At 35.9% G+C, this 26,387-nt stretch carries 22 protein-coding genes; 21 read left to right on the top strand and 1 reads right to left on the bottom strand.

Annotation, left to right across the window (positions count from 1 at the left end; translation table 11 throughout):
- Positions 1–21 precede the first annotated feature (21 nt).
- The 9 genes from fliD (at position 22) to AMD00_RS14715 (ending at position 11,138) form a co-directional block, all read left to right on the top strand.
- Positions 22–2,208: a flagellar filament capping protein FliD gene (gene fliD, locus AMD00_RS14755; protein WP_053417764.1), complete on the top strand. Its 2,187-nt coding sequence runs from the start codon at positions 22–24 to the stop codon at positions 2,206–2,208.
- A gap of 36 nt (positions 2,209–2,244) precedes the next feature.
- Positions 2,245–2,649 carry a flagellar export chaperone FliS gene (gene fliS / locus AMD00_RS14750; protein ID WP_053417763.1) on the top strand — a complete coding sequence of 135 codons (405 nt, stop codon included), beginning with the start codon at positions 2,245–2,247 and terminating at the stop codon, positions 2,647–2,649.
- A complete protein-coding gene (locus tag AMD00_RS14745; RefSeq protein WP_053417762.1) occupies positions 2,649–3,008 on the top strand; it encodes a flagellar protein FliT in 360 nt (119 codons plus the stop codon). The genes fliS and AMD00_RS14745 overlap by 1 nt, the downstream gene beginning before the upstream one ends.
- A 113-nt stretch (positions 3,009–3,121) precedes the next feature.
- Positions 3,122–3,514 (top strand): PilZ domain-containing protein, encoded by a 393-nt coding sequence (locus tag AMD00_RS14740; RefSeq protein ID WP_053417761.1) that lies wholly within the window; start codon positions 3,122–3,124, stop codon positions 3,512–3,514.
- A 127-nt stretch (positions 3,515–3,641) separates the two neighbouring features.
- A complete protein-coding gene (gene hpf / locus AMD00_RS14735) occupies positions 3,642–4,196 on the top strand; it encodes a ribosome hibernation-promoting factor, HPF/YfiA family (RefSeq protein WP_053417760.1) in 555 nt (184 codons plus the stop codon).
- A gap of 187 nt (positions 4,197–4,383) precedes the next feature.
- Positions 4,384–6,774, top strand: a complete 2,391-nt coding sequence (locus AMD00_RS14730; RefSeq protein ID WP_053417759.1) for an EAL domain-containing protein — start codon at positions 4,384–4,386, stop codon at positions 6,772–6,774.
- A 78-nt stretch (positions 6,775–6,852) separates the two neighbouring features.
- Entirely contained in the window at positions 6,853–9,363 is a 2,511-nt protein-coding gene (gene secA, locus AMD00_RS14725; protein ID WP_053417758.1) for a preprotein translocase subunit SecA, read from the top strand.
- A 151-nt stretch (positions 9,364–9,514) separates the two neighbouring features.
- A protein-coding gene (gene prfB, locus AMD00_RS14720; protein ID WP_157059256.1) for a peptide chain release factor 2 occupies positions 9,515–10,616 on the top strand; the annotation gives its coding sequence in 2 pieces (ribosomal slippage) (positions 9,515–9,589 and positions 9,591–10,616; 1,101 coding nt in all).
- Between the two features lie 144 nt (positions 10,617–10,760).
- Positions 10,761–11,138 carry a hypothetical protein gene (locus AMD00_RS14715; protein ID WP_053417756.1) on the top strand — a complete coding sequence of 126 codons (378 nt, stop codon included), beginning with the start codon at positions 10,761–10,763 and terminating at the stop codon, positions 11,136–11,138.
- On the opposite strand, the gene AMD00_RS14710 is transcribed toward AMD00_RS14715, so the two are convergent.
- Positions 11,116–11,607: a competence protein ComK gene (locus AMD00_RS14710; RefSeq protein ID WP_053417755.1), complete on the bottom strand. Its 492-nt coding sequence runs from the start codon at positions 11,605–11,607 to the stop codon at positions 11,116–11,118. The genes AMD00_RS14715 and AMD00_RS14710 overlap by 23 nt on opposite strands.
- 185 nt (positions 11,608–11,792) lie before the next feature.
- On the opposite strand from AMD00_RS14710, the gene AMD00_RS14705 reads away from it, so the two are divergent.
- From AMD00_RS14705 to AMD00_RS14650, 12 genes are all read left to right on the top strand, one after another.
- Positions 11,793–12,041, top strand: coding sequence for an IDEAL domain-containing protein (locus tag AMD00_RS14705; protein WP_390391801.1), 249 nt, complete (start codon positions 11,793–11,795; stop codon positions 12,039–12,041).
- A gap of 343 nt (positions 12,042–12,384) precedes the next feature.
- Positions 12,385–14,367, top strand: a complete 1,983-nt coding sequence (gene uvrB, locus AMD00_RS14700) for an excinuclease ABC subunit UvrB (protein WP_053417753.1) — start codon at positions 12,385–12,387, stop codon at positions 14,365–14,367.
- A gap of 5 nt (positions 14,368–14,372) precedes the next feature.
- A complete protein-coding gene (gene uvrA / locus AMD00_RS14695) occupies positions 14,373–17,240 on the top strand; it encodes an excinuclease ABC subunit UvrA (RefSeq protein WP_053418313.1) in 2,868 nt (955 codons plus the stop codon).
- Between the two features lie 78 nt (positions 17,241–17,318).
- Positions 17,319–18,530 carry a DUF4097 family beta strand repeat-containing protein gene (locus AMD00_RS14690; RefSeq protein ID WP_053417752.1) on the top strand — a complete coding sequence of 404 codons (1,212 nt, stop codon included), beginning with the start codon at positions 17,319–17,321 and terminating at the stop codon, positions 18,528–18,530.
- A 212-nt stretch (positions 18,531–18,742) separates the two neighbouring features.
- Positions 18,743–19,429 (top strand): cell division ATP-binding protein FtsE, encoded by a 687-nt coding sequence (gene ftsE, locus AMD00_RS14685; protein ID WP_038179675.1) that lies wholly within the window; start codon positions 18,743–18,745, stop codon positions 19,427–19,429.
- Entirely contained in the window at positions 19,419–20,303 is an 885-nt protein-coding gene (ftsX, locus tag AMD00_RS14680) for a permease-like cell division protein FtsX (RefSeq protein ID WP_053417751.1), read from the top strand. Before ftsE ends, ftsX begins: the two co-directional genes overlap by 11 nt.
- Positions 20,304–20,342: 39 nt before the next feature.
- Entirely contained in the window at positions 20,343–21,635 is a 1,293-nt protein-coding gene (locus tag AMD00_RS14675) for a murein hydrolase activator EnvC family protein (RefSeq protein ID WP_053417750.1), read from the top strand.
- 202 nt (positions 21,636–21,837) lie between these two features.
- Positions 21,838–22,494 carry a hypothetical protein gene (locus tag AMD00_RS14670; RefSeq protein ID WP_053417749.1) on the top strand — a complete coding sequence of 219 codons (657 nt, stop codon included), beginning with the start codon at positions 21,838–21,840 and terminating at the stop codon, positions 22,492–22,494.
- Positions 22,491–23,066: a peroxiredoxin family protein gene (locus tag AMD00_RS14665; RefSeq protein WP_053417748.1), complete on the top strand. Its 576-nt coding sequence runs from the start codon at positions 22,491–22,493 to the stop codon at positions 23,064–23,066. Before AMD00_RS14670 ends, AMD00_RS14665 begins: the two co-directional genes overlap by 4 nt.
- Before the next feature lie 80 nt (positions 23,067–23,146).
- Complete coding sequence (locus AMD00_RS14660) at positions 23,147–24,577, top strand: S41 family peptidase (protein ID WP_053417747.1); 1,431 nt, start codon at positions 23,147–23,149, stop codon at positions 24,575–24,577.
- 231 nt (positions 24,578–24,808) lie between these two features.
- Positions 24,809–25,978 carry a PDZ domain-containing protein gene (locus AMD00_RS14655; RefSeq protein WP_053417746.1) on the top strand — a complete coding sequence of 390 codons (1,170 nt, stop codon included), beginning with the start codon at positions 24,809–24,811 and terminating at the stop codon, positions 25,976–25,978.
- Positions 25,979–25,988: 10 nt separating this feature from the next.
- Positions 25,989–26,228, top strand: a complete 240-nt coding sequence (locus AMD00_RS14650; protein WP_053417745.1) for a CsbA family protein — start codon at positions 25,989–25,991, stop codon at positions 26,226–26,228.
- Positions 26,229–26,387 lie beyond the last annotated feature (159 nt).

The raw sequence follows: 26,387 nt of genomic DNA, 5'->3' as shown, positions 1-26,387 counted from the left end.
GATTACTAGGAGGAAATATAAATGGTAAATCGTGTAGGTGGATTAGCATCAGGAATGAATATTGATGCATTAGTAGAAAAGTTAATGACAGCAGAACGTGTACCACTAGACAAATTAAATCAAAAGAAAACAACATATGAGTGGCAACGTGATGCTTATCGCGGTATAAATACAAAAATGAAAACATTTAGTGATTATTTATTTGATAATTTTTTATTATCAAGCAATTTTGTGAAAAACAAAGTTAATGTATCAAATAGTAAGGCTATTTCTGTATCTGCAGGTTCAGGTGCTAGTGGTACTTTAAATATTCAAGGGATAGGGAAATTGGCAACTGCAGCAACTTCGAAAGTTACAACTACTGCTACTCTATCTAAAAATGCGCTCAGTAGTGAAGATAAATTGTCGGATTTTGGTGTGGCAACTTCTGGAGAATTGAAAATTAAGGTTAATGGTGAAGAAAAAACACTAGTATTAAATGAAGGCACAACACTTTCAGATTTGCAAACTACATTAGGATCCGGGGTTTTAAAGGTATCAGGCGGTAAATTAACGTTTGGAAATTCAAACGTAGTAGTGGATGATGCAAATACAAAAAATCAATTAAAGAATTTAGGCGTATCATTTAGCGATACTTTTGATGTTGGTGGTTCAAAAAAAATAGATATAGCTAATACTGCAGACCTTGCTTCTTTAGGGATTAATGGAACTTTGACTTTTAAAGTAGGAGATACTACTAAGTCATTAACTGTTGGTCCTGATAATTCAGATCCAGATACAATTACAACAGTTCAAGATTTAATGAATAAATTAGGCAGTGATTTTAAATTATCCCTGAAGGATGGAAAGTTTTCTTTTGGCAAAAGTGAGATTAGTGTTACAGATGACAATACTAAGGAAGCATTAGAAAAACTTGGTTTTGATGTAGGGAATAAAGTTGCTTCAACAGAGTTAAAGTATGCTACTGGTGGTAGTAAAGGAACTTTAACAGATAAATCTCTTCTAGGAGAGTTAGGGATAACTAACGGTAAATTAGAATTAGAAGTAATTGGTAGTAATGGGAAAATGACTTCTTCAACTGTTTCATATAACGAATCAGATACAATTGAATCATTTATGAAAAAGTTAAATGGTGCAGGATTAACAGCTCTTGTAACAGAGGACGGGAAAATGTCCATCACAGCTAACTCTACTGGACAGGGAATAGATGGGGCAGCAATCCGTATAAAATCTGAAAAAACTGATGAAGAAATTCCGACTGAAAAAGATGCTAACGAGGGGGTACTTAAAAAGTTAGGATTTAGTACAGGTAACGATGGTAAAACGATTGCAGACGGAACTGATTCTGAATATATGGTAAATGGTTTAAAGATGACAAGTAAATCAAATACAGTTACAATTTCTGGTTATTCAGTGACCTTAAACGAAACTTATAATGCTACAGTTGATGGTACGGGTAATATACTATACGGTAGTGAATCTGCAATTTCTGTTTCAGCAGACAAAGACATCGATTCAATGGTAGACAAAATAAAAGAGTTCGTCTCTAAATACAACGAGTTAATCTCAGGAATAAATGATCAATTAAAAGAAACAAAATATCGTGCTTATGCACCATTAACTACTGAACAAAGGAAAGACATGACCGAAAGTGAACAAAAGCTTTGGGATGAAAAGGCTATGAGTGGACTTTTACGAGGCGATTCAATTTTACGTAGTGGTTTAGGTGACATGCGTAATGCTATTTATAGCCAAGTTAATGGTCTTGGCGATAAAGTTATCGACACAATGTTTGAAATGGGGATTACGACTTCAAGTACAATAAGTGACGGAGGAAAGCTAGTAATTAACGAAACAAAATTACGTAAGGCATTAGAGGAAGACCCGGATCGCGTTGTTAAAACATTAACACAAACTGGTAGTAAAACAGATGCTGACGGAGATACACGTGGTATTGTAAAACGCTTACGTGACTCAATGGAGGATTTCACGAAAAACATTGAGAAAAAAGCGGGACGTGCTACAATGACTGACAGCCAATACACAATTGGTAAAAGCTTAATCAGTTTTGAAGACCGTATCACTGCTCTTACAGCGCGCCTAAAAGACGTAGAAACACGCTATTGGAAGCAATTCTCTGCAATGGAGACAGCAATCAACAAAGCAAATTCACAATCGTCAATTTTCGCCCAATTTGGCGGACAATAACTGGTATAATAGTAGTAAACATTTTGAAGGAGTTGTATGATTTTGGCAGCACAATCAGCGCATCAAGCCTATAAACAAAATAGTGTGACGACGGCATCCCCTGGTGAGCTTACATTAATGCTTTATAATGGATGTATTAAGTTTTTACATAAAGGTAAACTTGCAATTGAGACTAAAGATGTAGAATTGAAGAATACGAATCTATTAAAAGCACAAGCAATTATCTCTGAATTAATGTCGACGTTGAACATGGATATTGAGATTTCAAAACAAATGTTGAATTTATATGAATATATGAATCGTCGTTTAGTAGAAGCGAATATCAAAAATGATGTAGCAATCATTGATGAGGTTGAGGGCTATGTTGTAGAATTCCGTGATACATGGAAAGAAGTTATACGTTTAAATCGTCAACAACAATTCACAGGTGATCAGATTTGATGGGTAACGTACAGCAATTATTGATTGCCTCTGAACAGCTTTATTCACACTTAACTAATTTACCAGATGATAAAGACCGTGATGCTTTTATCGAGAAGATAGATACCCTATTGGATGCTCGTGGAGCCATCATAGATGATTTGCAGGTTAACGAACCGGATGCATTGAATAATCATCCACTTTTAAAGAACCTTATTGAATTGGATAAAGGAATTCAAGAACGTCTTTTGAAAGTTAAAAACTTGATTAAAGCTGATATGCAGCAACTCCAAACAACTAAAACTTCGGAGCAAAAGTACACAAATCCATATGCATCTGTACGTACGATGGATGGCATGTATTATGACCGTAAAAAATAACTTCAACCCTCCTCACCAAATGAGGAGGGTTTTATAATCACTTATACCTATGCATTACTAATATAAATAATTTATTTATAATGAAATTACATAAAAAGAGAAGGTGAGTTCTGATGAAATATAATCGCTTGGAGTCGTTTCGCCATATTCTTCAAGAGCCTGTGAAAGCTGAATTTCGTTTGTGTATGGATGGCAAAGAACAGGGTAAATTATCGAGTAAAGTTGACTGTTTGATTTTAGAAATGAGCCCAAGTGGCTTGAGGTTATCAACACCTTTAAATTTGCCTGCGGAGAATTATTTAATTCGAATGGAGTTAATATTTGTTCTTTTTTCGAAGCCTATACGTACAATAGGTGAAGTGAAATGGAAAAAATCAGGTAATGGCTCGTATGTATATGGCATTGATTTAGAAGAAGATGAAGCGGTTGAAGAGATGATTATTTCAGAACTCAAAGCGAGACGACGCACTGAAGTACTTACTAATAAAACGTCTTCTGATAATTGAGTGTTCAATATTTCGACAAAATTCTGCAGAATCCCTAAATTTTTTAAAAGTTTTTTACGGTTTAAGAAGGAGTTTTTAGGGAAATGTAGAATTAGTAAGACATGGTTGAAATAAAGGAGGAGTTTACATGCTAACATTTAACATTCGTGGTGAAAACATTGAGGTGACTCCAGCAATTCGAGAGTACGTTGAAAACAAGATTCAAAAAATGGAGCGTTATTTCAACGAAGATTTCGAAGCAACAGCTAACGTTAACTTGAAGCTTTACAATGATAAGCAAACTAAAGTTGAAGTAACTATTCCTATGAAAAACCTAACATTACGTGCTGAAGAGCGCAATGCAGATTTGTATGCAGGGATTGATTTAATTATAAACAAACTTGAGCGACAAATTCGTAAGCACAAAACAAAAGTGAACCGAAAATTCCGTGAGCGTGAAGGTGTAGGTTATTACTTTGCTACTCAGTCACCTACTGCAGCAGCTGTCACTGAAGAAGAGGACGAATTAACAATTGTGCGTACTAAACAATTCTCGTTAAAACCAATGGATCATGAGGAAGCTGTTCTTCAAATGAACCTACTTGGTCATGACTTCTTCATCTTTACAGATGCAGAAACAGATGGTACGAACATAGTCTATAAACGTAGCGACGGGAAATACGGCTTAATTGAAACTAACTAACCAATAAACATTACACCCTTCCTTTATCAGGAGGGGTGTTTTTTTACGTCAAAAAATGAATTTAGTAAAACTGTATAAATTGAAAATTACTTTAATTTTCCAATTAGATATTTGTATTGCAATATTTTTTCCATGTAATAAAATAGTTATAGATTAGTTCTTATGTATTATTAGGAGAGGTGTGTTAGTGGTTAAAAAGTTTTGGTTGAATGAAATAAGCTTTACTTGGAAAGTTTTGGTACCTATGTTAATCGTCGTACTTTCTTTTTTTATACTTACTGCAACTTATACATATTCGAATACAAAGAAAATACAATTACAACAATTGGAAAAGGAGCTTTCACTGGAAATACAAAGTATTGAGAAGCAATTTTCAAATGAGTTATTTCAGAAAAGGTTGATTGCCGAGCGTATTGGTGAAAAGGATGAAGTAGTAACGTACTTACAAAAAGCGTATACACGTGACAATGTGAATTTTAATGACTCAAATAATTCTGTACAGAAATTATTAGATGACGCTAAAAGTAAGAGTAGTTATATTGATCTAATGTGGATTACTGATGCTGATGGAGAATTTATGATAGGAAATTCAGGATTATTGGCTGAGGATATGATTGGTATAAAAAATCGTCCTTGGTTAACAATAGCTAAAAAAAATGAAGGAGTTATTAATTCAAAACCCTATCAAGATGAACATACGAAAACGCGTACAATCAGCGTAATTTATCCAGTTACCACAAATGGTAAGAGATTAGGCTATATAGCCATTGATATGGCTCTAAATAATATTTTACCTACCGCTAAAGCAGGTGGTATTACGGGTCAAAATATCCTTCTCTTCTCTTCAGATTGGCAAGTATTATTCGACGAGAATCAAATGTGGCCATTATTAAAAAAAGAGCATATTTCATTGAACATAAGCACACCGGTCTCTATTGATAAAGGGAAGTATTATGTCGAATTACGTAAAGTGAGTAATAGTGATTGGAAGATGGGTGTTTATGTTCCTGAAGAGAAAGTTTTAGCCCCTTTAAAAGATTTCCAAAAGAGAATTGTTTTTTTCTGGTTGGTCGCTATTCTTTTTTTACTTTTTGTCATTAAGACCGTGATGACTTATTCAATGAAAGATTTTAATTCCGTAGTTGACCAGTTAAAGCAAATTGAAAAAGGAGACTATACAAAAAAATTCAAAATTCAACGCCGAGATGAAGTAGGAAGAATAGCGGATGCAGCGGAACATTTGGGTAAACAAATACATAAGCAGATGGAAATTTTGAATTTTCAAGCAAGCTTTGATATGCTAACTAAACTACCAAATCGCTCTTCCATTGAGCGTCGAATAGATGTCGGAATTCGTCATTGTCGCTTGCAAAATGAAGAAATGACTGTCGCTTTTATTGATGTTGATAATTTCAAAGATGTAAATGATACGCATGGTCATGCTTATGGTGATGAGTTATTAATTCAAGTTGGGAAACGAGTTCAAACGAGGCTAAGTAAAAGTAGTTATCTAGGTCGCTTCGGCGGTGACGAATTTATTTTATTACTTAAAGCAAATTGTGAAGCTAGTCAACAAAATCTAAATGAAATACTGCTACTATTCAATGAACCATTCCATTTGAATGGTCATGATATATACGTTACTGCATCTATAGGTGTTGCCATATATCCGAGAGATAGCAAATCAAGAGCAGGGTTATTAGCGAAGGCAGATACAGCTCTCTATGAAGCGAAGAAACAAGGTCGGAACCGGATTGAATTTTTCCAAGGTGAGATGCAGGAAAGTTTTGAAAAAAAGATGCGTTTAGAGGCGGGGTTACGGACCGCACTTGAAAATAATGAATTTGAGTTATTTTTTCAACCGCAGTTAAATGTTTCTTTAGGGTATATGGCGAGCGCTGAGGCCTTAATACGCTGGAATCATCCAGAATGGGGAATAGTGCCACCTGATGAATTCATCCCTTTAGCGGAGAGTTCTGGCCATATACGTTCAATTGGTGCGTGGGTCATTGATGAAGGTATTAAGATGGCGAAGACGTTAAAACAGCATTATCCAAGATTACATCGTATTGGTTTAAATGTTAGTTCGGTGCAACTAAGAGAACGGAATTTTGTAGAGCAAGTAAAAACTGCAATTGCAAAATACAATATTGATCCTTCTTTAATTGAGCTAGAAATTACAGAATCGGTTGTCATCGATCGTTTAGAGGAAACTATTGAAAAACTTACAGCGTTAAAAAAATTAGGAATTGCTCTTGCTTTAGATGATTTTGGGACAGGTTATTCGTCACTAAATTATTTACGTCGTTTGCCAATTGACAGAGTAAAGCTAGATCGATCATTTATTCAAGAAATGGATGAAGATCCTAAAATGGCAACAATGGTGCATTATATTATTGAAATGGCGCATAGTTTAGGACTGAAAGTTGTGGCGGAAGGTGTCGAAACAGAGAAACAAATGCAGATGTTAAATATGCTACAAGTGGACAAGATACAAGGCTATTTTTATAGTAGACCTATAACACAAGAAGGACTTTTCACATTTGTAGATGAAAAATATGGAGAAATTCAATTGTAAAATAACTAGGGTTCATTTGCACTAAGTATCAAATCAGTGTTAAAATGAGCTTTGAGACTATATGGGATGTGAAGATAAATGCTTGGCATATTAAATAAAGTTTTCGATTTTAATAAACGTGAAATTAAACACTTATCAAAAGTTGCAGATGCTGTTGAAGCGTTTGCTGGACAAATAGAGAAATTATCTGATGAAGAACTGAAAGCAAAAACAGAAGAATTTAAAGAACGCTATGCAAATGGTGAAGATTTAGATTCGCTTCGTCCTGAGGCATTTGCTGTTGTTCGTGAAGGAGCTCGCCGTGTTTTAGGTATGTTCCCATTCCGCGTACAGCTTATGGGGGGCGCTACTCTTCATGAAGGTAATATCGCCGAGATGAAAACGGGTGAAGGTAAAACGTTAACTTCTACTTTACCTGTGTATTTAAATGCAATCACTGGTAAAGGTGTTCATGTAATTACAGTCAACGAATACCTGGCAAGTCGTGATGCTGCAGAAATGGGTAAATTATATGAATTCCTTGGTTTAACTGTAGGTTTGAACTTAAACAGTTTGTCTAAAGATGAAAAACGAGAAGCATATAATTGTGATATTACTTATAGTACAAACAATGAGTTAGGGTTCGATTACTTACGCGACAACATGGTTCTTTATAAAGAAGAGCGCGTGCAACGTCCACTTTACTATGCTGTAATTGATGAAATTGACTCCATCTTAATTGATGAAGCGCGTACGCCTTTGATCATTTCTGGACAAGCTGGAAAATCAGCTCAACTATATAAACAATCAAATGCATTTGTACGTACTTTAAAAATTGAAGAAGATTATACGTATGAAGAACAAACAAAAGGTGTTACGTTAACCGAGAAAGGTATTGAAAAAGCTGAAAGTGCATTCAATATCGACAACCTTTTTGATTTAACACATGTAGGTTTAAACCATGCTATTAACCAATCGTTAAAAGCACACGCTTCAATGCATCTTGATGTAGACTATGTCGTTCAAGATGGGGAAATTGTGATCGTTGATTCGTTCACTGGTCGTTTAATGGATGGCCGCCGTTATAGCGATGGTCTTCACCAAGCGATTGAGGCGAAGGAAGGTCTTGAGATTCAAAATGAATCCATGACAATGGCAACAATTACGTTCCAAAACTACTTCCGTATGTATGAAAAGTTATCTGGTATGACAGGTACAGCGAAAACAGAGGAAGAGGAATTCCGCAACATTTACAATATGCAAGTTGTGACAATTCCAACAAATAAACCGATTGCTCGTGATGACCGTCCAGATTTAATTTATGCTTCTATGAAAGGCAAGTTTGAAGCTGTAGCAGATGATATTGCTGAACGCCATAGAAATAAACAACCAGTTCTAGTAGGTACAGTTGCTATTGAAACATCTGAATTGATTTCGAATTTACTAACAAAACGTGGCATTCCTCATGAAGTATTAAATGCAAAAAACCATGAACGTGAAGCTGAAATTATTGCTGAAGCAGGTTCAAAAGGATCAGTTACAATTGCAACAAACATGGCTGGTCGTGGTACAGATATTAAATTAGCAGATGGCGTATTAGATATCGGTGGTTTAGCAGTAATTGGTACTGAACGTCATGAGTCTCGTCGTATTGATAATCAATTACGTGGTCGTGCTGGTCGTCAAGGTGACCCTGGTGTGACTCAGTTCTATCTTTCTCTTGAAGATGAATTAATGCGTCGTTTCGGTTCTGATAATATGAAGAATATGATGACTAAATTAGGCATGGATGATTCTCAACCAATTCAATCTAGTATGGTATCTCGTGCTGTAGAATCAGCGCAAAAACGTGTTGAAGGTAACAACTTCGACTCTCGTAAGCGTTTATTACAATATGATGATGTTATGCGTCAACAACGTGAAATTATCTACAAAGAACGTTACGAAGTACTTGAAACAGATAATATGCGTGATTTAGTTGAAACGATGATTGATGAAGTGTTAGTGAACACAGTAAATGCTTATACTGCATCAGATTCGGCAACTGATTGGAACTTAAAAGCAATTGAAGACTTCGTTGCAGCGAATTTATTACCTGAAGGGGTTATTACTGTTGAAGATTTACAAGGTAAATCTGTTGATGATATCCTAGATGAAATTCGCAAAGAAATTAAAGCGCATTATGATGAAAAAGAAGCAGAACTTTCACCAGAGCGTATGCGTGAGTTTGAGAAAGTAATTTTACTTCGTGCAATTGACTCTAAATGGATCGATCATATCGATGCTATGGACCAATTACGTCAAGGTATCCATTTACGTGCATACGGTCAAACTGATCCACTTCGCGAATACCAACAAGAAGGTTTCGAAATGTTCGATGCTATGGTTGAAGCAATCCGCGTAGATGTTGCAAAATATGCGATGAAAGCCGAAATCCGCAGCAATCTAGAACGTGAAGAAGTGGCGAAAGGCCAAGCTGTTAACCCTAAAGAAGACGGCGAAAAAGTGAAGAAAAAACCAGTCCGCAGCAAAGATGCAAACATTGGTCGTAATGATTTATGTCCATGTGGTAGCGGTAAAAAATATAAAAACTGCCATGGTGCAGTATAATAAAGCCTAATTGTATGATTAAATGAATAGGTGGCAATTAATAAAACATGGGGGGATTTTATCCTCTCATGTTTTATGCCGTCCTAAGGGGTAATCATTTAGGCAAAGATTATTGTGAAATAATCAAACCAAATTTGGAGGAATACAAAAAATGTTTGAATTAGCAGACGTGCGTAACGAGTTAGACAATTCAGCTAAGAAATTAGCGGACTTCAGGGGGTCTCTTTGACTTAGAAAACAAAGAGGCACGAATACAAGAATTTGACGAATTAATGCTTGAACCAGAATTCTGGAACAATCAACAACAAGCACAAAATGTTATTAACGAGTCAAAAGGCTTAAAAGAAGTTGTGAATGAATATAAAGAATTAGAAGATACACAAGAAAACTTAGAAATGACATTAGAATTATTACGTGAAGAACCTGATGAAGAATTACAAGAAGATTTAGCTGGGGAGTTAAAAGAATTCGTAGCACGTTTAAAAGAATTCGAACTACAGTTATTATTAAGTGAACCGTATGATAAGAACAACGCAATCTTGGAACTTCACCCGGGCGCTGGTGGTACCGAGTCACAAGATTGGGGTTCGATGTTATTACGTATGTATACACGTTGGGCTGAAAAACGAGGCTTTAAAGTTGAAACAATGGATTATTTACCAGGCGATGAGGCCGGCATTAAGTCGGTTACATTGGCTATCAAAGGGCATAATGCATATGGCTATTTAAAAGCTGAAAAAGGTGTTCACCGACTTGTACGTATTTCACCTTTCGATTCATCAGGTCGTCGTCATACTTCATTCGTATCATGTGACGTGATGCCAGAATTCAACGACGAAATTGAAATTGATATTCGCACAGAAGACTTGAAAATTGATACGTATCGTGCAACTGGTGCAGGTGGTCAGCATATTAACACTACTGACTCCGCTGTTCGTATTACACACACACCAACAGGTACGGTTGTTCAATGTCAGGCTGAACGTTCACAAATTAAAAACCGTGAAAAAGCAATGGGTATGTTAAAAGCGAAGTTGTATCAATTGAAAATTGATGAACAACAAGCGGAATTGGATGAAATTCGTGGAGAACAAAAAGAAATTGGCTGGGGTAGTCAAATTCGTTCATACGTATTCCACCCATACTCAATGGTAAAAGACCACCGCACAAGTGCTGAAACAGGAAACGTGCAAAATGTTATGGATGGTGACATTGATCAATTTATCAATGCTTACTTACGATCTAAACTTTAATTTAACTATGAAAAGCCATTCGACGGAGTAATTCGTTGAATGGCTTTTTTGCATGTAAAAAGGGTATACTTCCTACTTGCAATTTCTTATAAACGTAGTAAAATACAAAGTAAGAACAAATGTTCCTATTTTGGAGGTGGAAGCATGTCGCGTATCCCAAATGAAGCTCTTGTAGTGCTTGAAACAGTTATTTACTTACCAATGGTACTATCCATTTTCGAAAGAGACTGTAAAGCATTTGAACAAGGAACATTCAAATTGAAGCGGCCATATATCGATTTAGTGCATGAAGCGATGAAACAGGTGCAAAGTGAATTACATGCAGCTCATCAATATTTGCAAAAAAACCGGCTTAAAATTATGCGAGGAAATCGTGATGAGTTATTTTCGGAATACATTTTTATTTACAATGATAATGAAGAACATCGTCGGTATTCTAATATTCGATTACGTAACCGAGTAGAAGAATTGTTGTCAATTTATTTAACACGAGTTCAATTTAAAAAAGAGAAGGACGTTTAATCTCAAAACGTTGTTGTAAAAAGTATGCCATTGCTAGTTGAGTTCTCATTGTGATAACTGATACGTCTACTTCGACATCCTGTCCATTTTTAAAAGACACAAGACTTTTTGATGGACCAGCATCTTCAAAAAACTCAATTGCATGCATAGCAAACCACACATTATAATGCGAACTAGGCGATAAAGTGGGCATGAAAATACAAGGTGTACCATAATCATATGCAACAACAATCGGTAGTTTATGGCGTGCGCCAAGATATTCTTTTGACTTGTTAGTAGCAAGCTTAAAAGAAGTACCATAGTCAGAGCAAGATTTATGTATTACTCGAGATGGCCTTGCATCTACAAGAAATTCTCTCTCCTTTTCAACTACTCTTGTGTAAATATGATTACCCTCAAAAACTGGCATAAGGGCAAATGTACTAAAAGACAATGTAAAATTAGATAATTTTGTCAGTTTTTCATCCAATACTTGTTCCTCCCTTCGAAAATAATCGAAATTAGTATAATTTCACTATCATTTTAACTATAATTGGTATAAAGTGCAATGATAAAATGGAATATATAATTAAAATTCCCTATATATTACCTTTGCTATAAATTAAGATTGCTTATTTTTCTGAAATTTCTTATAATAGAAAAAAGGCATTCGAGGTGAGATCGTTGGATAAATATTATTCCTATACCGATTTTCTAAAAGCTCTTGGACGAACTGACAACACGAATAATGCTGAAAAATTATTAGATACGATCTATTTAGATTTGTTCTTAAACCATGTACATCGTGCACAAACGGAAGAGTATCTATTAGCTTGCATTGACTCAGCCCTAGATGAAAGAAATGAAGCCGCCTTTAATAAATACGTAAAAGAATTAGAGAAATTGCAAACGACTGCCGGATAAGCATTGTTAAACGATTAATGATAATAGAAATACTCGTATAAGTTTCGAACTTATACATAGAGAATTTACAGTATAAAAAAATCGTTCCTAAATGGGAACGGTTTTTTTTTGATAAAAATATTGGGAAAATAAAAAGTAACATGAGCACAGATAGAATCTTGTTTTTAATTTGAAATTAATGATAGTAAAAGAAGTGAATAAATTCTAAATAACAAATGCCTTGGGAGTACAATAATTGGCAAAACAACGAAACTAGTTTAAAAAACATATGTTCGCTTATCGCTCGATAATTCCAATTTGCTATGGTAAAATATATGTAATTAGTAACAAGGAGGACGTGGCTATGGTTCAGGCATTTGATTTACATTCACCATACAAGCCAAATGGCGATCAGCCAGCTGCAATAGTAGAGCTTGTAGAAGGTGTTCGTCAAGGTAAACAACACCAAACCTTACTAGGAGCAACTGGTACAGGTAAAACATTTACAATTTCCAATGTAATAAAAGAAGTCAAAAAGCCGACTCTTGTTATTGCGCATAATAAGACACTCGCGGGTCAATTATATAGTGAATTTAAAGAATTCTTTCCAAATAATGCAGTAGAATATTTCGTCAGTTATTATGACTACTATCAGCCAGAAGCTTATGTACCACAAACCGATACATATATCGAGAAGGACTCTAGTATTAATGATGAAATTGATAAGCTACGACATTCGGCAACATCTTCATTATTTGAAAGAGAAGATGTCATCGTCATAGCATCTGTTTCTTGCATTTATGGTCTTGGTTCACCAGAAGAATATCGAGAAATGGTGTTATCCATCCGAACAGGGATGGAAATCGAAAGGAATCAATTGTTACGTAAACTTGTAGATATTCAGTATGAACGTAATGATATTAATTTCACCCGCGGAACATTTAGAGTACGCGGTGATGTTGTCGAAATTTTCCCAGTATCTCGAGATGAGAGATGCTTACGTGTAGAATTTTTCGGTGATGAAGTAGAGCGTATTCGGGAAGTAGATGCGTTAACAGGAGAAATTATCGGCGAACGTGAACATGTCGCTATCTTCCCAGCATCCCACTTCGTTACGCGAGAAGAAAAAATGGTCAAAGCCATTGAGAATATTAAAGATGAATTGAAGGAACAACTAGAGAAACTTCGTGAGGAAGATAAATTACTAGAGGCACAACGCTTAGAACAAAGAACAAATTATGATTTAGAAATGATGAGCGAAGTGGGCTTCTGTTCAGGCGTAGAGAACTATTCTCGCCATTTAACGCTAAGACCAGCAGGTGCAACACCTTACACATTATTAGATTACTTCCCAGAAGACTTTTTGCTAGTGGTAGATGAAAGCCATGTTACATTACCACAAATACGTGGAATGTATAACGGTGACCAAGCGCGCAAAGGTGTTTTAGTTGATCATGGATTCCGTTTACCATCAGCACTTGATAATAGACCGTTAAAATTTGAAGAATTTGAGAAACATGTTCATAACGCGATTTTTGTTTCTGCTACACCAGGTCCTTATGAATTGGAACATACACCTGATATGGTAGAGCAAATTATTCGTCCAACTGGTCTTCTTGATCCTGAGATTGAAGTACGACCAATTGAAGGTCAAATCGATGACTTAATCCATGAAATCAATTTACGGACTGAAAAAAATGAGCGTGTATTAATTACAACATTAACAAAAAAAATGTCAGAAGATTTAACGGATTATTTAAAAGAAATTGGGATTAAAGTACAGTACTTACACTCAGAAGTGAAAACATTAGAGCGAATAGAAATCATTCGTGAATTACGGATGGGAGTATACGACGTATTAATCGGTATTAACTTACTACGTGAAGGTATCGATATTCCAGAAGTATCTTTAGTTGCCATACTGGATGCAGATAAGGAAGGATTCCTACGTTCAGAGCGTTCGCTCATCCAAACAATTGGACGTGCAGCGCGTAATTCGAACGGTCACGTTATTATGTATGCAGATCGTATGACGGATTCGATGACAAAAGCAATCGACGAAACAAATCGTCGTCGTACAATTCAAGCTGCCTACAATGAAGAGCATGGGATTACGCCAAGAACCATTCAGAAGGAAATTCGCGATGTAATTCGGGCAACACAGGCAGCGGAAGAACCAGAAACATATGTAACGAAAGTATTGAAGGGTAAAAAGCTAACAAAGCAAGAAAGAGAAACACTTTTACTTTCATTAGAAAAAGAAATGAAGGATGCAGCAAAAGCGCTCGACTTCGAACGTGCTGCAGAGCTTCGTGATACAATCCTGGAACTGAAAGCGGAAGGATGAAGGAATTGAAAAACCAAGAAATTATCGTTCAAGGTGCACGTGCAAATAATTTAAAAAATGTAGATGTTAAAATTCCGCGAGATCAGCTAGTTGTTATAACTGGATTATCGGGTTCTGGAAAATCATCTCTAGCATTCGATACAATCTATGCAGAAGGTCAAAGACGTTATGTGGAGTCCTTATCTGCATATGCTCGCCAATTTCTAGGGCAAATGGACAAACCAGATGTAGATGCTATCGAAGGTCTCTCACCAGCTATTTCTATTGACCAAAAAACAACAAGTCGCAATCCACGTTCAACGGTTGGAACAGTCACAGAAATATATGACTATTTACGCTTGTTATATGCGCGTGTGGGCAAACCAATTTGTCCAAATCACGGCATAGAAATTACGTCACAGACTGTGGAACAAATGGTTGATCGTCTTGTGCAATATCCTGAACGTACGAAAATGCAATTGTTGGCTCCAATGGTTTCAGGGCGTAAAGGGACACATGTGAAACTTCTTGAAGACTTGAAAAAGCAAGGATATGTCCGCGTTCGAGTTGACGGAGAGTTGCGTGATTTAGATGATAATATTGAATTAGACAAAAATAAAAAGCATAGTATTGAAGTGGTCATTGACCGTGTTGTGTTAAAAGAAGGCGTGGAAGCTCGTTTAAGTGATTCTCTTGAGACAGCACTTAGATTGGCAGAAGGCCGTGTAATGGTTGATGTAATGGAACATGAGGAGCTACTATTCAGTGAACATCACGCTTGTCCAATCTGTGGTTTTTCAATTGGTGAGTTGGAACCGAGAATGTTCTCCTTCAACAGTCCTTTTGGTGCTTGTACAAAATGTGATGGCTTAGGAACAAAATTAGAAGTTGATCCAACGCTTGTAATACCTGAGTGGAGTCGCACATTAAATGATGGTGCAATTGCACCTTGGGAACCAACGAGCTCGCAATATTATCCTCAACTATTAAAAGCAGTTTGTGATCATTACGACATCGATATGGATATGCCAGTTGAAGACATACCGAAAGATAAAATGGATAAAATTTTAAACGGTTCAGGTACGGACAAAATCCATTTCCATTATGAGAATGACTTCGGAAATGTTCGTGACCAAGATATTGTTTTTGAAGGTGTTCTACGTAATATTGAAAGACGCTTTCGTGAAACAACTTCTGATTATATCCGCGAGCAAATGGAAAAGTATATGGCACAGCAACATTGCCCATCTTGTAAAGGGTACCGCTTAAAACCTGAGACATTGGCGGTTAAAATTGATAGCAAACATATTGGAGAAGTGACGGATTATTCTATTAAGGTTGCATACGACTTCTTCTCGACGCTATCGCTTTCAGAGAAAGATATGCAAATTGCCCGATTGATTTTACGCGAAATACTTGAACGTCTAGGATTCCTCATTAATGTTGGACTTGATTATTTAACATTAAATCGAGCTGCGGGAACATTATCAGGTGGGGAAGCGCAGCGTATTCGCTTAGCAACTCAAATTGGCTCTCGTTTAACCGGTGTTCTGTATATTCTTGATGAGCCATCCATTGGCTTGCATCAACGGGATAATGACCGTTTGATTGATACACTAAAAAACATGCGTGATATCGGTAACACATTGATTGTAGTCGAGCATGATGAGGACACAATGCTTGCGGCTGATTATTTAATTGATGTTGGTCCAGGAGCTGGTGTACATGGTGGAGAAATCGTCGCTGCTGGAACACCTGCTCAAGTTATGAAAAACAAAAATTCATTGACAGGGCAATATTTAAGTGGCAAAAAATTCATTCCACTCCCATCAGAACGTCGTAAGCCAGATGGACGTTTCATTACGATTAAAGGTGCTAAAGAAAATAATTTAAAAAATGTTAAAGCAGATATTCCACTTGGTTTATTTATAGCTGTAACTGGAGTTTCAGGATCAGGGAAAAGTACGTTAATTAATGAAATTCTATATAAATCGTTAGCGCAAAAACTGAACCGTTCAAAGGTGAAACCAGGTGAAGTGAAAGAAATTACAGGTATCGAACAGCTTGAGAAGGTAATTGATATCGACCAATCGCCAATCGGCCGTACACCGCGTTCAAACCCTGCGACATATACAGGTGTCTTTGATGACATTCGTGATGTATTTGCAACAACGAATGAGGCAAAAGTACGTGGCTATAAAAAGGGTCGCTTTAGTTTTAATGTTAAAGGTGGACGTTGTGAGGCTTGTCGTGGTGATGGAATTATTAAAATTGAAATGCATTTCTTGCCTGATGTTTATGTGCCATGTGAAGTATGTCATGGAAAGCGTTATAATCGTGAAACATTAGAAGTAAAATATAAAGATAAGAGTATCGCCGATGTTTTGAAAATGACCGTAGAAGATGCAGTGGAATTTTTCACAAACATTCCTAAAATATCACGCAAGTTACAAACGATAGTTGATGTCGGTTTAGGATATATGGAACTTGGCCAGCCTGCTACAACATTATCAGGTGGGGAAGCGCAGCGAGTAAAATTAGCGTCTGAGTTGCATAAACGCTCAAATGGTAAGTCCATTTATATATTGGACGAACCGACAACTGGTTTGCATGCAGAAGATATCGCTCGATTATTAAAAGTATTACAACGCCTAGTTGAAAGTGGTGATACTGTGTTGGTAATTGAACATAATCTAGATGTCATTAAAACAGCGGATCATATAATTGATTTAGGTCCAGAAGGTGGCGATAAAGGCGGTATGATTATTGCAACTGGAACACCTGAAGAGGTAATTAAAGTGAAGGAATCTTACACAGGACATTATTTGAAGCCGATTATAGAACGCGATCGAGCACGTATGGATAAAGTATTGACAACAGCTACAAATAAGTAGAGTCAAATTTTCTGTGTATGTGAAACTTTTTCCATGAACTTTCGTAAATATTAGTAATAAGTAGAAGGAGGCCGAAAAATGCAAAGTGAGCGCAAACGCATTTTAACATTGCTTGAAAATGGCACCATTACAGCACAAGAGGCAATATTACTACTAGAAGCATTGGAAAAAAAATCAGCTACAAACACATCAACTGGAGCGAATTCTACAAGTTCCAGCCAAACTGAAATGAATCAAGAAGTAGGGCAATCACAACCTGAAAGAGAACAGAAACAAACAAATTATGATGACTTCTTTGAGAAAAAAGAAGAACCAAAACAACAGTCTTCTAAACAAAAAACTAGTTCAGAGCAAGAATTCTTTGAAGAAATTAAACAAGATTTCTCGCAATTTAGTACAAAGTTTATGGACTTTATGAATTCTGCTGTTTCAAAAGTGAAAGACATGGATTTTGACTTTTCATTTGGTGAAAAAAACGCATTCGAACAACGTTTTGATCTAGATAATGCGGACTTTTCTCATATTAGTGTTGATATTCCGAATGGTCAATTGCATATTAAACCTTCTGTTGATGCAACTGTACATGCTGAATGTCGCGTACGCCCTACAATGGTTCGTTCGGGTGAAGATATACAGAAAGAATTTCTCAATAAATTTATCTTCACGAACGATCAAGGGAAACTACGCATTATTAGTGATTTGAAATCAATACGTGTTGATATTGTTCTATATGTACCGATAAGAAAATACGAAGCAATTTCAGCGAACTTGTTTAATGGTAGTTTTGTATTAACTGATTTGGATGTCAGTAAACTGAAGGTTAAGACAAAAAATGGTCTGATCGATTGTGAAAGATTCGCATTTAAGAGTGCTGAGTTAGAAACAGCTAACGGTGCTATTAAAGTGAAGGATGTAGCAGGAGAAGACCTTGAAGCTGAGACGTTAAATGGCCAAGTGTATATTGACGGTGCAATTCGAGATATAGAAGCAAAATCTGTCAGTGGTCATGTTGTAGTGACTACTCGTGCAATTGATGCGACAAGAATGAAGGCACAAACCGTTGCAGGTGCTGTGGAACTTTATATTCCAAGTACATTGTCACTAGAAGGAGAAGTTTCTTCTAACCTAGGTAAGATGGATGTTCAATTGTCAGACGTTCAATATCGCAATGAGCATGATCAGTTTTTACAAAAATCGGTGCGCTTCTCTAAAAAGTTACTAGATGTTTCAACATTAACGATTGATGGTGAAACTAAAACAGGATCTGTCGTTGTTCGATATAATCTGTAATATAAAATAATTTTTAGCGAAGGAGATTCTATCTCCTTCGCTTTTTTAATACAAATTTTTGATTAATTCGCTATGACAGCAAATTTTTTTTGTAATAAGCTAGAATTGAAATTTCAATTTAATTGAAATGAAATTGTAATAGTAGACTGGCTATTCAATGATATAATAGCTTTATAATAGAGTTGGGTTTATAGAAAATAGGTGGTAAAAAAATGATCGAAATGAAGAATGTTTACAAGAAATATCCGAATGGAATAGTAGCAGCAAATGGATTAAGTATTAAGTTTAATCAAGGCGAATTTGCTTACATTGTAGGACCTAGTGGTGCTGGAAAGTCGACATTTATCAAAATGATGTATCGAGAAGAACGAGCTACATCTGGAGATGTTATCGTAAACGGTATGAATTTGACGACATTAAAAAACAAAGAAATACCTTATCTCCGTCGACAAATTGGCGTGGTTTTCCAAGATTTTAAATTATTACCGATGCTAAATGTCTATGAAAATGTTGCATTTGCTTTGGAAGTTATTGAAGAACAACCAGCTACGATACGTAAACGTGTCATGGAAGTGTTAGATTTAGTTGGATTAAAACATAAAGCTCGAATGTTTCCGAATGAATTATCGGGCGGAGAGCAACAACGTGTGTCAATTGCGCGCTCGATTGTAAACGTGCCGAAAGTTGTTATTGCTGATGAGCCTACTGGAAACTTGGATCCTGAGACATCTTGGGATATTATGAATCTTTTTGAGGAAATAAATGCACGTGGAACAACAATTATTATGGCAACACATAACAAAGAAATTGTTAATACAATAAGACGTCGTGTTATCGCTATTGAGGGCGGATTGATTGTTCGTGATGAAAATGGAGGTAGTTACGGCTATGAAATCTAGAACTATAAGTCGCCATTTCCGTGAAAGTATAAAATCGATTGGTCGTAATAGTTGGATGACAGTTGCTTCTGTCTCAGCAGTAACGGTCACTCTATTAATAGTTGGCGTATTTATCATGATAATGATGAACTTGAATAAAATTGCAACAGATTTAGAAAATGATGTCGAAATTAAGGTGCTTATTGATTTAGAAGCGGATCAAAAAGCTGAAGATGCTTTACAGAAACAAATTAAAGAATTATCGGGTGTAGATTCCTTCAAGTATTCAACAAAAGAGGAAGAACTTAATCATCTTGTGAAAGATTTTGGAGAAGACTTAAGTCTATTTAAACAGAGTAATCCGTTACGAAACGTTATCTATGTAAAGGCTAGTGACCCGCAGAAAACTGCAACAGTAGCTGAGGCGATAGACAAGCTCGATAATACATATGAGGTATTATACGGTAAAGGTAAGATTGAAAAGCTATTTAACTTTTTAAATATTAGTCGAAACGTAGGTATTGGTTTAATCGTAGCGTTGCTATTTACAGCAATGTTCCTAATCTCAAATACAATTAAAATCACAATTGTAGCAAGAAGAAAAGAAATAGAGATTATGAAATTAGTAGGTGCAACAAACTGGTTTGTACGTATTCCGTTTATTCTGGAAGGTATGTGGTTAGGCCTATTAGGTTCTATCATTCCTATTACGGTTGTAACAATTTCATATGTGAAATTACATAGTGTATTGCAACCAAAATTACAAGGTGAAATGTTCCAGCTATTAGATGTAACACCATTTATTATCCAAGTTGATTTATTAATTTTAATAATGGGTGTATTTATCGGTGTTTGGGGAAGTTTCATGTCCGTACGCAAATTCTTAAAAGTATAAGTAATCGAGATATATTAATAGGAAAGAGGGGGTTATTAGTTGAAAAAGCAGTTTAAAAATATTTTATATGTCATTACAGCTACGGTATCTTTATCATTGGTTGTTCAACCAATAGCGAATGCTGAATCACTAAGCGATTTAAAGTCTAAACAGCAAGAATTAGATCAAAAGAAATCGAAACTGAATTCTAATATAAATGAAAAATCAAGTAAGATTAAGTACAACAAATCAAAGCAAGAGAAAATCAACAAACAAATCCAAAAGCTTGATAAGAAGATTATCAAAACAGATGAGAAAATTAGTATTGTAAAATCAACAATTGCTCAAACAACTAGTGAAATTGAGGACTTACAAACTTCTATCAAAGATTTAGAAAAGAAAATTGCAGAACGTGATGCATTATTGCAAGAACGTGCGCGCGCCATTCAAGAAGGTGGCGGTTCAATTAATTATGTTGACGTTCTATTTGGTGCTAGTAGTTTTGGAGATTTAATTGACCGTTTTTCTGCAGTAAACACTTTGTTAGATGCGGATCGTAAAATTTTGCAAGAACAAGCAGATGATAAAAAAAGCTTAGAAGAGCAACAGAAGAAACTTGAAGAAAAACGTAAAAAACAAATTGAAAATCGTGATCGATTAGAAGACCTTAAGAAATCTTTGGACTCACAAAAGTCAAGTAAAAATAAGTTAATAGATGCTTTAGAGCGTGAGCAATCAAAACTGAAATCTCAAAAGAAATCACTTCAAAAAGAGTATTCAGAAGCGATTAAAGTAAGTAAAAAAGTGCAGAAAGAAATTCAAAATGAGCAAGCGCGCCTAGCTGAACGAGCACGTAAAGAAGCTGCAGCGAAAGCAAAAGCGAAATCTAAATCAGCATATGTTTCAAATGTTGGAGAATCAGGTGATATTCCAACTGTTTCAAGTGGTACTTGGACAAGACCTACAACTGGTAGGGTTACATCAAATTTCGGCTGGCGTGATATAGGTTCAGGTCCAGAAATTGATTACGGTATCGATATTGCAAACAGTGTAGGTACGCCAATCGTAGCCGCAGCTGATGGAGTAGTTTTCCGTGCAAGCCCTCTATCTACATACGGTAATGTAATTATGATCACTCACTCAATTGAGGGTAAAACATTTACAACTGTTTATGCTCACTTAAGTGGTTATAAAGCAAGTGCTGGACAATCTGTTTCTAAAGGTGAAGTAATCGGTTATATGGGGCAAACGGGTCGAGCATTCGGAAGTCACTTACACTTCGAACTTCATACAACAGCTTGGCAAGGACAAAAGGTTGGGGCAGTTGACCCACGTCGTTATATTTCATTCTAATCAGGTTAAATAGAAGTCGTCTGGAAATCGGTAAATTCACCGACTACAGGCGACTTTTTTTAGGGATAAAAATGATTTTAATTAGAGCTTTAAGCTGTAAAAATCAATCGAGACATCAATTAGTAAAACAAAAATCTTGTATTCTACAATGACACCCTTTAACATACGGTGTAGGGTATATTAGTGGGAGAAGGTGTGAACTTTGCCAGTAACAGAATGGTATACTATACGCGGAGTGACATTACCGACATCATGGGTTTCAGTTCTTATCGCGTTTACTTTGGTAGGAATTATTCTATGGTGGCGTTATGGAAAAAAAGAAGCAAGTGTATATGCGGATCATGCTATATTTTTCATTTTAGTTTGGAAATTTAGTGTGATTGTCACAGATTTGTCGTTGGTAATAAAACAGCCTTTAATTATACTATTCTTTAACGGTGGGACGGTGGGCTTTTACATAGCGATAGTTGCAACTTGCATTTCTATATTCCGTCAATTTAAAAAGAATGCATTTGCAGCTTCTCAATTACGTACATTAACAATGGCTATTATTATAATGCAAAGCTTGTATCAAATTGCAATGGCCTTGCAAAATGAAGGTCTAGCTTGGCAAAGGTGGCTGACGGTTGTAGCCTTTTTCATTTGGCTACTCATAGCGATAAAAAATGGTCTCAATCAGGATATTTGGCGGAAGCAACTCATCATTTTATTTAGCTTATCGCATATTTTTATCGCATTATTACAGCCCGGTGGTTTTTGGCAAAAATCACTAATGGCAACTTTCATATTTAGTTTGTTTGTGTTATTTGTCCATTTCTCAAAAGATAACAGTCGTAAACAGATGGAGGCTACCTCATGAAGAAAAAAATATTTGCGTTGCTAATAATTGCAGCGATGATTGGAATTGCTGTTACAAATTTTGTGAAAACAAAAGTTGCTGAAGAGCAAAAAGTGGATACGAGAGCAACAATTGTTGAGGACACATTAGGTGTTAAAAGTGGCTTAGCTATTGGTGAGTTGGCACCAGATTTTGAATTAGAAACATTAGATGGAAAAAAAGTAAAGCTATCTGATTTTCGAGGGAAAAAGGTTATTTTAAATTTCTGGGCAACTTGGTGTCCACCTTGTAAGGCAGAAATTCCTCATATGCAAAAGTATTACGAGAAATTTGCAAAAGAAGATAATTTTGAAATCGTGGCAGTGAACTTAACGAGTCAACAAGAGAAAGTAAAGTATGTGAAAAAATTTGTGAAAACATATGAGATGACTTTCCCGGTGTTATTAGATACTGAGGGAGAACAAATGAGAACATATGAAATTTACACGATTCCAACAACTTACTTCCTTGATACGAAAGGAATCATTCAGAAGAAAGTAATTGGTCCTGTCGATCAAGATAGTATGCGCGAAAGTGTAAAAGCATTAAATTAATAAAGAAAAATCCACTTTTTAATAGTGTTAATCCTAAGAAATCATTCATAAACTGAATGGATATGAAAGGGGTAGACATTATGCGGAAACGTTGGATTTTTCTTTTTTTTATAGTATTGCTAGGCGCTACAGGATTGTATGCAGTATCAAAAATGCAAGGAACGGAGCCTTCAAGTGCAAAAGTGAGTAAACTAGAAAAAATTGATGAAGCTTTTAAACTAATAAGAAAAGAATCAGTGCATGAGACTTCTGAGGAACAGTTAGTCGAAGGAGCAATTAAAGGAATGGCGAGTTCATTGGGTGACCCATATAGCACTTATTACACAAAAGAAGAAGCTAGAATGCATAAGGAGTCGTTGTCTGATTCCCGTGTAGGTATTGGGGCAGAAATTACAGCAAGTGATGGCAAATTTATTATTGTTTCACCTGTAAAGGCATCTCCAGCAGAAAAAGCAGGATTAAAACCCTATGATGAAATTGTACAAGTAAATAAAGAACGATTAGAAGGTAAATCGATGGCACAGCTCTTAGCTCTTATTCAAGGAGAAGAGGGTACAACAGTAAAAATGACTATATTTAGACCATCAGAAGACCGTCATATTGAGGTTTCAATGACAAGATCAGCGATTTCCATGGAAACGGTGCATAGTGAAATTTTACAAGCTGATGATCAGCTAATCGGATATGTATCTATTTCACTATTTGGTGAAAAAACTGCTGAAGAATGGCAAAAACATACGTCTTCATTAATGAAACAAAAAATCTCTGGTCTTATTATTGATGTGCGTAGTAATCCAGGTGGCTATTTACGAAGTGTTGAACAAGTTATAGCAAGTATTGTAAAACCAGGCTCTACATATGCTTTTATGCAAAATGCCAAGGGGGAGCTTGAGCCGTTAGTAACCGATGAAAAGAAAAACAAATTAAATTTTGAGGCACAATTAAAATCGTTACCGATTGTATTACTTCAAGATGAAGGAAGTGCTTCTGCAAGTGAAGTTTTAAGTGGGGCATTAAAAGAATTAGATCGAGCTACTATAGCAGGTGTAAAAAGTTTTGGAAAAGGCACAGTACAAGAAACCTGGCCATTGCTAAATGGTGGAGAATTAAAGTTATCAACGCATAAATGGCTTACACCAGATAAGAAATGGATTCACGGTAAAGGAATAGAAGCAACTTTACATGTAGAACAGGATGATTTATATCATATGGAATTGCCACCATTAACGGGAAGCTTTGAAGAAGGGGATTTCAATGAGCAGGTAAGATATGTACAAGAATTATTATCGAAAATGGACTATAAATTAGAACGAACAGATGGCTATTTTGATCGCCAAACAGCTGAAGCAGTACTGTTATATAGAAAGACAAAGAAATTAGCACAAGAACCTATTATTAATGAAGCATTCTTTTCAGCAATACATAAAGAAATGGTAGAATATAAGGATAGCAATGAAAATGACCATCAATTACAAATGGCTATCGGGTATATGCTGAAAAATTTAAAATGATGAATTAACAAACAATTTGTTTTTTGAAAGTACTTAAAAAGAGTTGTAGTCTTATAATTTTGAGAAATGGTCACGCCTTTACAAGCTTTTTTCTAATATTCCAACCAAAATATGCTCTAATGGCTCTAATTTTGAAATTTAATCCAAATACTACTACGTTTTCAAACAGTCGTTTGATACAATTAATAAATAGACAAACTACTAGATACACTACGGAAGGTGATACGGAAAATGTACTTAGATATAATAGTTGAGCTGGTTAAAGGCATTGGCCGTTTCTTTTTAAATCCAATTCTATACATTGCCATTATTTTTGCTGTTTTACTAGGCTATCGACGCGTAATTACAGAACGCAGATCCTTCAACACTAGGATTCGATGGGGCTGGACAGAAACGCTTTTCTTATTAAAAGACGGATGGCTATTAGCACTCGGCATATCGATAGTAAGCATTGCAATTGGATTAGTTGTACCATTTGAATACTTAGTGTTATTCAGTTGCGCAAGTATCATATGTATTTTAACTTTTTATTATTATACAGCTTCAGCGGTTTATCCTTTAGCCATAGCTTTCGGTGTTATTTGGTATTTATATACGAATGACAAGTCTTTTGATTTTTTAGGGTGGACGTTTTCTGGAGGATCGATAGACGAAGGGTTATATGTAGTGATACCAGCATTTATCGGTTTACTCTTATTAGCAGAAGGTATACTTATTTATAAGCATGCATCGAATTTTGCTTCACCAAGATTAGAAAAGTCTGATCGAGGTATGCAGGCAACTACATATTTAGTGAAACGATTGTGGTTATTGCCGATTTTCTTCGTTATTCCTGGTGGATTAATTCAAGAATATATTCCATATTGGCCACGATTTACGATGTTCAATACTACGTTTTCAATAATATTAGTACCAGTTGTGATTGGATTTCAGCAGCGCACACGTAAAACATTGCCCGTTCACTTTTATCCTCGAATGGGGAAAACAATTATCTTACTAGCTCTAATTGTGTTAATAGGAGCAGGTATTGCTTACAATGTAACTGTTCTTGGTTATATTGCTGTTTGTATCGCTGTATGTGGGCGTATATTAATTTCTATTACGTATGTTTGGACTGAGCGAAATGCAGGCTATGCGGTAACGCCAAACAATTCTGGGGTGGTCATAGCTGCTGTTTTACCAGGATCTCCTGCACAGGCGATGGGATTACAGGTGGGGGAATGTATCCGTAAGGTGAATGGTATTGAAGTGCAAACAGAAGAAGAATTATATGAAGCTTTGCAAATAAATGCCGCACATTGTCGTATTGAAGTATTAAATCATGAAGGCGAAGTTCGTCTGCGACAACATGTTATTCATCGACATGATCATTACAAAATCGGCCTACTCGTTGTAAGATAAAGGAGAAAAAATAGAATCTATGGTTACTAAAGTAATTTTAGCGCTGTTCATTCCAGGATTACTCGTTGTATTATTTACACGCATCACATTTAGTCATTATGTAGCTTTAGTGTTATCTGTAGCGCTTATTGCAGCTTCAGTTTATGCTGGCTTTACACATACAACTTTTTTATATGTTATTGATGCGTTATCATTAACAGTTGGATTCTGGTATGCCACACGTATGATGAATCGCAATAAAGAACAATAAAAATACAAAAGAAAGCCCGATTCGTCGAATGAGACAATCGGGCTTTTGCTTTTCCAGGAAATGACCTGAATGGATGTGACCTACGAATGAGTAGTATTCATAAAAATATTGCTCGAATGAGAGCGGAAACAATAGTTGTTACAAATGAGTAACAAATGA

Source organism: Viridibacillus arvi (assembly GCF_001274945.1).
Lineage (GTDB): Bacteria > Bacillota > Bacilli > Bacillales_A > Planococcaceae > Viridibacillus > Viridibacillus arvi.
The sequence above is the reverse complement of the archived record's forward strand: the minus strand, read 5'-3'. Positions and strand labels throughout refer to the sequence as shown.

What these genes read in the sequence shown, in the direction of transcription:
- AMD00_RS14655 (WP_053417746.1), top strand. Translation starts at nt 24,809, where the DNA reads ATGTACTTAGATATAATAGTTGAGCTGGTTAAAGGCATTGGCCGTTTC.
- AMD00_RS14745 (WP_053417762.1), top strand. Translation starts at nt 2,649, where the DNA reads ATGGGTAACGTACAGCAATTATTGATTGCCTCTGAACAGCTTTATTCA.
- AMD00_RS14715 (WP_053417756.1), top strand. Translation starts at nt 10,761, where the DNA reads ATGTCGCGTATCCCAAATGAAGCTCTTGTAGTGCTTGAAACAGTTATT.
- AMD00_RS14740 (WP_053417761.1), top strand. Translation starts at nt 3,122, where the DNA reads ATGAAATATAATCGCTTGGAGTCGTTTCGCCATATTCTTCAAGAGCCT.
- uvrB (WP_053417753.1), top strand. Translation starts at nt 12,385, where the DNA reads ATGGTTCAGGCATTTGATTTACATTCACCATACAAGCCAAATGGCGAT.
- AMD00_RS14665 (WP_053417748.1), top strand. Translation starts at nt 22,491, where the DNA reads ATGAAGAAAAAAATATTTGCGTTGCTAATAATTGCAGCGATGATTGGA.
- secA (WP_053417758.1), top strand. Translation starts at nt 6,853, where the DNA reads ATGCTTGGCATATTAAATAAAGTTTTCGATTTTAATAAACGTGAAATT.
- ftsE (WP_038179675.1), top strand. Translation starts at nt 18,743, where the DNA reads ATGATCGAAATGAAGAATGTTTACAAGAAATATCCGAATGGAATAGTA.
- fliD (WP_053417764.1), top strand. Translation starts at nt 22, where the DNA reads ATGGTAAATCGTGTAGGTGGATTAGCATCAGGAATGAATATTGATGCA.
- AMD00_RS14660 (WP_053417747.1), top strand. Translation starts at nt 23,147, where the DNA reads ATGCGGAAACGTTGGATTTTTCTTTTTTTTATAGTATTGCTAGGCGCT.
- hpf (WP_053417760.1), top strand. Translation starts at nt 3,642, where the DNA reads ATGCTAACATTTAACATTCGTGGTGAAAACATTGAGGTGACTCCAGCA.
- ftsX (WP_053417751.1), top strand. Translation starts at nt 19,419, where the DNA reads ATGAAATCTAGAACTATAAGTCGCCATTTCCGTGAAAGTATAAAATCG.
- fliS (WP_053417763.1), top strand. Translation starts at nt 2,245, where the DNA reads ATGATTTTGGCAGCACAATCAGCGCATCAAGCCTATAAACAAAATAGT.
- AMD00_RS14690 (WP_053417752.1), top strand. Translation starts at nt 17,319, where the DNA reads ATGCAAAGTGAGCGCAAACGCATTTTAACATTGCTTGAAAATGGCACC.